The sequence below is a fragment of the Vibrio sp. D54 genome (assembly GCF_021728075.1).
Classification (GTDB): Bacteria; Pseudomonadota; Gammaproteobacteria; order Enterobacterales; family Vibrionaceae; genus Vibrio; species Vibrio alginolyticus.
Genome location: NZ_JAKKCS010000037.1, coordinates 1 through 6,020, shown reverse-complemented (window position 1 = coordinate 6,020; position 6,020 = coordinate 1). Strand labels below are relative to the sequence as shown.

General features: G+C 41.0%; 6 protein-coding genes. All 6 read left to right on the top strand.

Going from position 1 to position 6,020, the window contains the following annotated elements:
- The first annotated feature begins 150 nt into the window (after nucleotides 1-150).
- Nucleotides 151-669: a GNAT family N-acetyltransferase gene (locus tag L3V37_RS23500; protein WP_237307284.1), complete on the top strand. Its 519-nt coding sequence runs from the start codon at nucleotides 151-153 to the stop codon at nucleotides 667-669.
- Between the two features lie 250 nt (nucleotides 670-919).
- The gene (locus L3V37_RS23495; RefSeq protein WP_237307282.1) at nucleotides 920-1,678 is read left to right on the top strand and encodes an isocitrate lyase/phosphoenolpyruvate mutase family protein; all 759 of its coding nucleotides are present in this window, start codon (nucleotides 920-922) and stop codon (nucleotides 1,676-1,678) included.
- A gap of 1,299 nt (nucleotides 1,679-2,977) precedes the next feature.
- Nucleotides 2,978-3,439, top strand: a complete 462-nt coding sequence (locus L3V37_RS23485) for a hypothetical protein (RefSeq protein ID WP_237307281.1) — start codon at nucleotides 2,978-2,980, stop codon at nucleotides 3,437-3,439.
- A 141-nt stretch (nucleotides 3,440-3,580) separates the two neighbouring features.
- Nucleotides 3,581-3,985: a hydrolase gene (locus tag L3V37_RS23480; RefSeq protein ID WP_237307280.1), complete on the top strand. Its 405-nt coding sequence runs from the start codon at nucleotides 3,581-3,583 to the stop codon at nucleotides 3,983-3,985.
- Nucleotides 3,986-4,618: 633 nt separating this feature from the next.
- Nucleotides 4,619-5,020 (top strand): HIT family protein, encoded by a 402-nt coding sequence (locus L3V37_RS23470; RefSeq protein WP_237307278.1) that lies wholly within the window; start codon nucleotides 4,619-4,621, stop codon nucleotides 5,018-5,020.
- A gap of 154 nt (nucleotides 5,021-5,174) precedes the next feature.
- The gene (locus L3V37_RS23460) at nucleotides 5,175-5,771 is read left to right on the top strand and encodes a DJ-1/PfpI family protein (RefSeq protein ID WP_237307276.1); all 597 of its coding nucleotides are present in this window, start codon (nucleotides 5,175-5,177) and stop codon (nucleotides 5,769-5,771) included.
- Nucleotides 5,772-6,020: the final 249 nt, after the last annotated feature.

Sequence of the window (6,020 nt, the reverse complement as noted above, 5' to 3'; positions counted from 1 at the left end):
TACCAGCCTAACAATCTGTTTAAGAGTGATTCGCAACGCTTGGCATTTTTGCTATGCGTTGCGTTTTGTGTTTAAGGTGGTGTGCGGTAGCTTTGTATTACGTTGCTCACACCTTAACAGGGCGTTATACCGCAAGGAGAAAAATCAAACATGGAATTAGTTTTACCCTCGTTAGAATTTGAATCCGAGTTTTCGGTGTTTTATCAAGATTTTGCTAAAAATGATGTAGAGAATGCGGAATATTACCGTAACGGAGTCTCAGATTTCACGCGATATGTCCAGCAGCTTCAAGATGAAGCCCAGGGTTTAAATTTACCTGATGGCTATGTGCCATGTAATCATTTTTGGTTTGTCGACGGCAATCGAAATATTTTGGGCGCTATTCGTATTCGTCATAATATCAACAACGAGTTTCTAGCTTTAGAGGCAGGCCATATTGGCTATGATATTGCTCCTTCGCACCGCGGAATTGGTCATGGTAAATTGATGCTCAAGTTAGCGTTACCAAAAGCCAAAATTTTGGGTATTTCTGAGGCACTTATTACAGCAGATGAAGACAATATTGCATCGCGTAAGGTTATAGAATCTAATGGTGGCAAGTTTGAAAAAGTGGTTATGGGTAAAGTTTTTCCAGAGCCAGTGGCTAGGTATTGGGTAGCCTGTAAGTAGCGGTATAACAAAGCGTTTAAGGCAGATTCGCAACGCTCGGCATTTTTAGTTCAAGTCGAGCTTTAGTGTTTACGGTGTAATGGTTTAGGTTAGGTGGTAGCGTTGCTCACTACTTAACGCGGCGTTATGTGACAGCGAGTTGTGAATCAATATTTGTTATTCAGTTCCGGAATTGGCGAGCTCTATCATATGTCAATTGCTAGCATCGGTCTGAAATTATTAGTTCCAAATCTATATAGGAGTTTCAGACATGTTTAAGAGTATGCATAGAGCGGAAGAACCACTAGTTATTTGTAATGTTTGGGATGTGCCTAGTGCGAAGGTCGCAGAGAAAGTAGGTTTTTTAGCTATCGGTACTTCTAGTGCTGCAATTGCGAGTAATCTTGGAAAAGATGATGGAGAAAACATTGAGTTCAATGATTTATTGTCAATTGTAAAAGCAATTGATAGCTCAACTAATCTGCCTTTGACAGTTGATATTGAATCAGGTTTTGGAGATACACCAGAACTCATAGTGAAGAATATTATCGAATTGGTGAAAGTCGGTGTCGTTGGCATAAACATAGAAGATAGTATTGTAATAGAAGGTCAAAGACAGCTATGTGATGTTGCACTATTTGAGAAAACGCTAAAGCAAGTTAGGGGCTTACTCGCGGAAGCTGATATTGAAGTATTCATTAATGTCCGGAGCGATGCATTCTTGCTAAATGTTAGGGAACCTCTAGCTGAGAGTATTGAGAGAATTAATAGGTACCAACAATCTGGCGCTGATGGAATTTTTCTACCATGTATTAGAGAAGTTAATGATATTGAAACTGTTGTAGCAAGCACGTCGCTACCAATAAATGTAATGTGTATTCCTGAATTACCTAGTTTTCCAGAACTTAAAGCTCTGGGCGTCAAACGTATAAGCATGGGGGATTTCGTGCATGAGGCAATGCTTGCCTCACTGTCCTCTAGCTTGATGTCTATTAAACGAGAACAGTCGTTTCAAACTTTGTTTTTATAGTATCGTAGGTGTTATAGCTGTCACCTAACAATCTGTTTAAGAGTGATTCGCAACGCTTGGCATTTTTGCTATGCGTTGCGTTTAGTGTTTAAGGTGGTATGCGGGGGCTTCGGTATTGCGTTGCTCACACCTTAACAGGGCGTTAGGGTACAGGCACAAAAAAGCCCACAGTGTCAGTTGTGGGCTTTCTCAATTAAGCTTCTTGTTCGTCGTTTGGCTTCGACTTACTTTTGTCTAAACCAAACTCAAATTTTAGAAACCAAGCACGAAATGCTGCGGAAATACTAAAACTTATTTTCATAGCCAACACCTTTGTGAGGGTTAGTGACTATCAGGCTTACAGGTTTATCATTAGTTTTTATTAGCTTTAAGTTCTATAAGTATATTTTTAGTGTGTTTAATTAGCTTTGAGTATTTTAAGTTTTAGATTCGTATTTTAGTTAGCTTTAATTTATTTAGTCTTGATTTCGTTTATTTAGTATATTGTTGACTTTTTTAGTTTCAGTAGTTTAGTTTATTAATTAGCTTTGAGTATTTTTAAGTTTAGTCTTTGATTCTTTATTCTTTTATCTTTACTACCTTTGCCTGACACCTCGCGGATAACCGCTTAAATGTAATAATATGCCTTTTGCCGCATTGGTCAAGCAAAATGTACCCTAACAAAGCGTTTAAGAGGGATTCTCAACGCTTGGCATTTTCAGTTTGATTCAGCTTTAGTGTTTACGGCACAATGGTTTTGGCTAGGTGGTGGCGTTGTTCACCCCTTAACGCGGCGTTAGCTTACTCTCTAAAAATCAGAATCTTATAGCAATTGTTTAGCTCCGAACTAAACCGAAATATCGTGCTCAGGCAATGTTTTATCTTGTACTCGTTTCGTTCCTAACTAAGCTGTATCGGTTATCGGTTTGATATCAAGGTGGTGCAAATTCAAGCATCGCCTCGTTAGGTGTAAATGACAAAGTCCTCGCGTGAAATCAGCAATTCAAATGTCAGCTTTTGTGTGTGAAGTTCCGTGAGTCTCCACGCTCGGCGGTTTTGGTCTAGTTCAAGGTAATTCAAAGCTCAAACCTGTAAATTCGGCTCAGTGGTATGTCTCAAGTTCATACTTCATGGCGTAGTAGGGACAGTTTTTTGGTATACAATGTCTTGCAGGAAATAAGCTAACAAGGCGTTCAAGAGGGACAGTCAACGCGTGGCGAGTTTAGCTCAAGTCTTGGTATTTGTGTTTACGGTGGTAAATTGAAGTTTGGTGGTAGCGCGTTGCTGCCCCTTAACGCGGCGTTAGCTGATGAGAGTAATATGTTAGTTCGTAATTTGAAAGTCGATGATTTTGAAGACTTCGTTAGTAAAATGAGCGGGTCAGTTTTTCATGCCACTACTCTAGAGAATTATAAATCTATATTGTCTTCCGGTGGGCTGCTCGCCAATTTAGATGGCTCACGAAGTTCGGTGTTTGGAAATTCAAACGGTTTCTTTCGTTTACGATCTTGCGTGTCGTTTTTCGATTATCGCAATTTAGGCGATAAAAAAGTGTATCATCACTTGTACAAGTGTATTCCAACTAACATCGCTCAAAAGCATGCAGAAATGGCTGTGTTAGTTCTTTCAGAGGATGCATACTCAAGTCTACAGTCTTGGACGGCTTGGGAGCAGGAAAAAGCATACTCACTAAAAGTGGTACCAAGAATTGAAATTGGTTACCCAGACTTTGTGCCGATGAGTAGTATCAATGAAGTGCTCATGGTGAGCTTCATCAGCTAACAAGGCATTTAAGAGTGATTCCCAACGCATGGCATTTTTAGTGTCATCGTTGGGTTTTGTGTTTACGGTGGTATGGTTAAGTTTTGTAGTGGCGTTGCTCACACCTTAATGCGGCGTTATGTGCTTTGGGAGAAAATGGACATGGATATTCCCGATAGATTCAAAAATGTAAGATACGTTTCATCCCGCATTCCAGGTTGCAAAGATGATTCCGACTTAACGCTTGGAGCTAACTGTCAGGTCTTTGCGTATAATCTGCTCAGTGACTTCGGTCTAAATCCACCTAACTACCGTTCTAGTGAACTGTGGAATGACTCAGAGTTCAGTGAGGTGGTCACTGAGTTTAAGCCGCTAGATATCATGTTGTACAACGACTCTGCTGACTCATACGGAGCACACGTTGGAGTGTACGCCGGTAATGGACTCGTCTACCATCTGTCTTTGTCCAATGGCTTACCCAAGTTTGAGCGCCATTTAGACTTACTTCAACAAAGTAAGTATCGGTTTTTTATTGGTGCCAAGCGTATAAAGCAGTTTGGTGCATAACGTAAGCACGCACATAACAAACTGTTCAAGAGGGATTCGCAACGCGTGGCATTTTCACCATGCGTTGGTTTTAGTGTTTAAGGTGGTATACGGCGGCTTCGGTATTGCGTTGCTCACCCCTTAACAGGGTGTTAGTTGCCAGTGGTAAAAACGCAGCTAAAGCAGAAAGTTTAAGGCTAATGAATTGTGCAAATCTGCTCAGTTTTGTGTCTGGGTGTGGTGTGCTGAAGTTGCGTTCGATTTTTAATATTGTGGCTTTGTTTTGCCGTTTCAGGCGCTAATTTACTCGTTGAAATTCAGCTTTGTGGCATTGCCTTTCCAAAAGGTCTTTTTGGTGCTTTTCAGGCAGCTTTCTACGGCGTTGCTAGTTCCATGTGGTTTCAGTGACAAACGCTTTGAAACTGCGCCTGATTTTAGTTTTTAAAAACACATAAAAATAGTGTTGGCAAAGCGGTAATAAACTCCAGAACCTAGCCTTGGGTCTGGCAACTAACAAAGCATTCAAGAGGGATTCACAACGCTTGGCAGTTTTGGTTTGAATTGGCTTTAGTGTTTACGGCACAATGGTTTAGGTAGGGTGGTGGCGTTGTTCACCCCTTAATGCGGCGTTAGCATACTTTGATAGGAGTTCAGATGACTACGATAGTCGAACAAATTGTTAATCGTGAAATTGACTCGGTCATCGTGTACGAATCTGACCAAGTTATAGCTTTTGCAGATCATGACCCAATCAACTTTGGACATATTTTAATTTGTCCCAAGACTCAATACCGCACTTTCATTGACTTGCCCGAGTCTGTGTTTTTAGAGATCATCGACGTCGCAAGAGATTTATATAAGCGTATAGAAGCTAAGTTCAATCCCGATGGTATTGGCTTTATGCAAAACAACGGAGAGGCGCCTCATTTCAACGAGCTCGACCATTACCATTTGCATATTTTCCCTCGGTTCCATGGCGACCAGTATGGTTGGGTTAGTAGTGAACTTGGAATTCAAACTATGGATAAACTAAGAGAATCACTTAAAGATCTATGAGCGTTGAAAAAGTATGCTAACAAATTGTTCAAGAGTGATTCGGCACGTGTGGCATTTTTACTATGCGTTAGGTTTGGTGGTTAAGGTGTTATGCGGAAGCTTAGGTATTGCGTGCCTCACACCTTAACAAGGCGTTAGGCAAATAGGAGTAGATATGGATATCGCAGTACTAACATTTGACGGATTTAATGAACTTGATTCATTTATAGCAGCGGGAATTTTAAACCGAATGAAAGACGCAGGTTGGAACGTGCAAATAACGAGTCCATCTCAGTACGTCACTTCAATGAACGGAGTTACAATTCAATCTCAACAGCCTCTAGAGTTTGCGAATCAAGCCAACGTTGTATTGTTTGGTAGCGGTGTACTAACGTACGATATTGCTCAAGATAGAGATATACTTTCAAGGTTAAAGCTAAACCCTGAAACTCAGTTAATTGGTGGGCAATGTTCAGGTACTTTGCTCATGTCTGTGCTTGGCTTACTGCATCAAATACCAGCTTGTACCGATTTAACAACGAAACCTTGGGTTGTCGAATCAGGAGTGACCGTTCTAGAGCAGCCATTTTATGCTAATGGTAATCTTGCAACAGCAGGTGGTTGTTTGTCATCAAAGTACTTAGCTGCGTGGGTTATTAGTAAGTTGTCGAGTAGGGCGGATGCTGAATCGGCAATTCATTATGTCGCGCCAGTCGGTGAAAAAGAGAACACGGTTCAGCACTGCATGTCAGTAGTCGGCGCATATCTTTAAAATTTGCCTAACAAATTGTTCAAGGGTGATTCGGCACGCGTGGCATTTTTACTATGCGGTAGGTTTAGTGATTAAGGTGGTATGCAGAGGCTTCAGTATTACGTGCCTCACACCTTAACAAGGCGTTAGGGCTCACGGAGGAATAAAGCACAATGCACTTTGAAGAGCGAAAACAAGCAAAACAAGAGTTTGAAAAGAGATTGGCTTTATTGCTTTCAGAGATCGAGGCTACTTTAGGTAAGGGGACTG

Excerpts from the sequence above, each read along its gene's own strand:
- L3V37_RS23470 (WP_237307278.1), top strand. The coding sequence starts at position 4,619 with ATGACTACGATAGTCGAACAAATTGTTAATCGTGAAATTGACTCGGTC.
- L3V37_RS23500 (WP_237307284.1), top strand. The coding sequence starts at position 151 with ATGGAATTAGTTTTACCCTCGTTAGAATTTGAATCCGAGTTTTCGGTG.
- L3V37_RS23480 (WP_237307280.1), top strand. The coding sequence starts at position 3,581 with ATGGATATTCCCGATAGATTCAAAAATGTAAGATACGTTTCATCCCGC.
- L3V37_RS23485 (WP_237307281.1), top strand. The coding sequence starts at position 2,978 with ATGTTAGTTCGTAATTTGAAAGTCGATGATTTTGAAGACTTCGTTAGT.
- L3V37_RS23460 (WP_237307276.1), top strand. The coding sequence starts at position 5,175 with ATGGATATCGCAGTACTAACATTTGACGGATTTAATGAACTTGATTCA.
- L3V37_RS23495 (WP_237307282.1), top strand. The coding sequence starts at position 920 with ATGTTTAAGAGTATGCATAGAGCGGAAGAACCACTAGTTATTTGTAAT.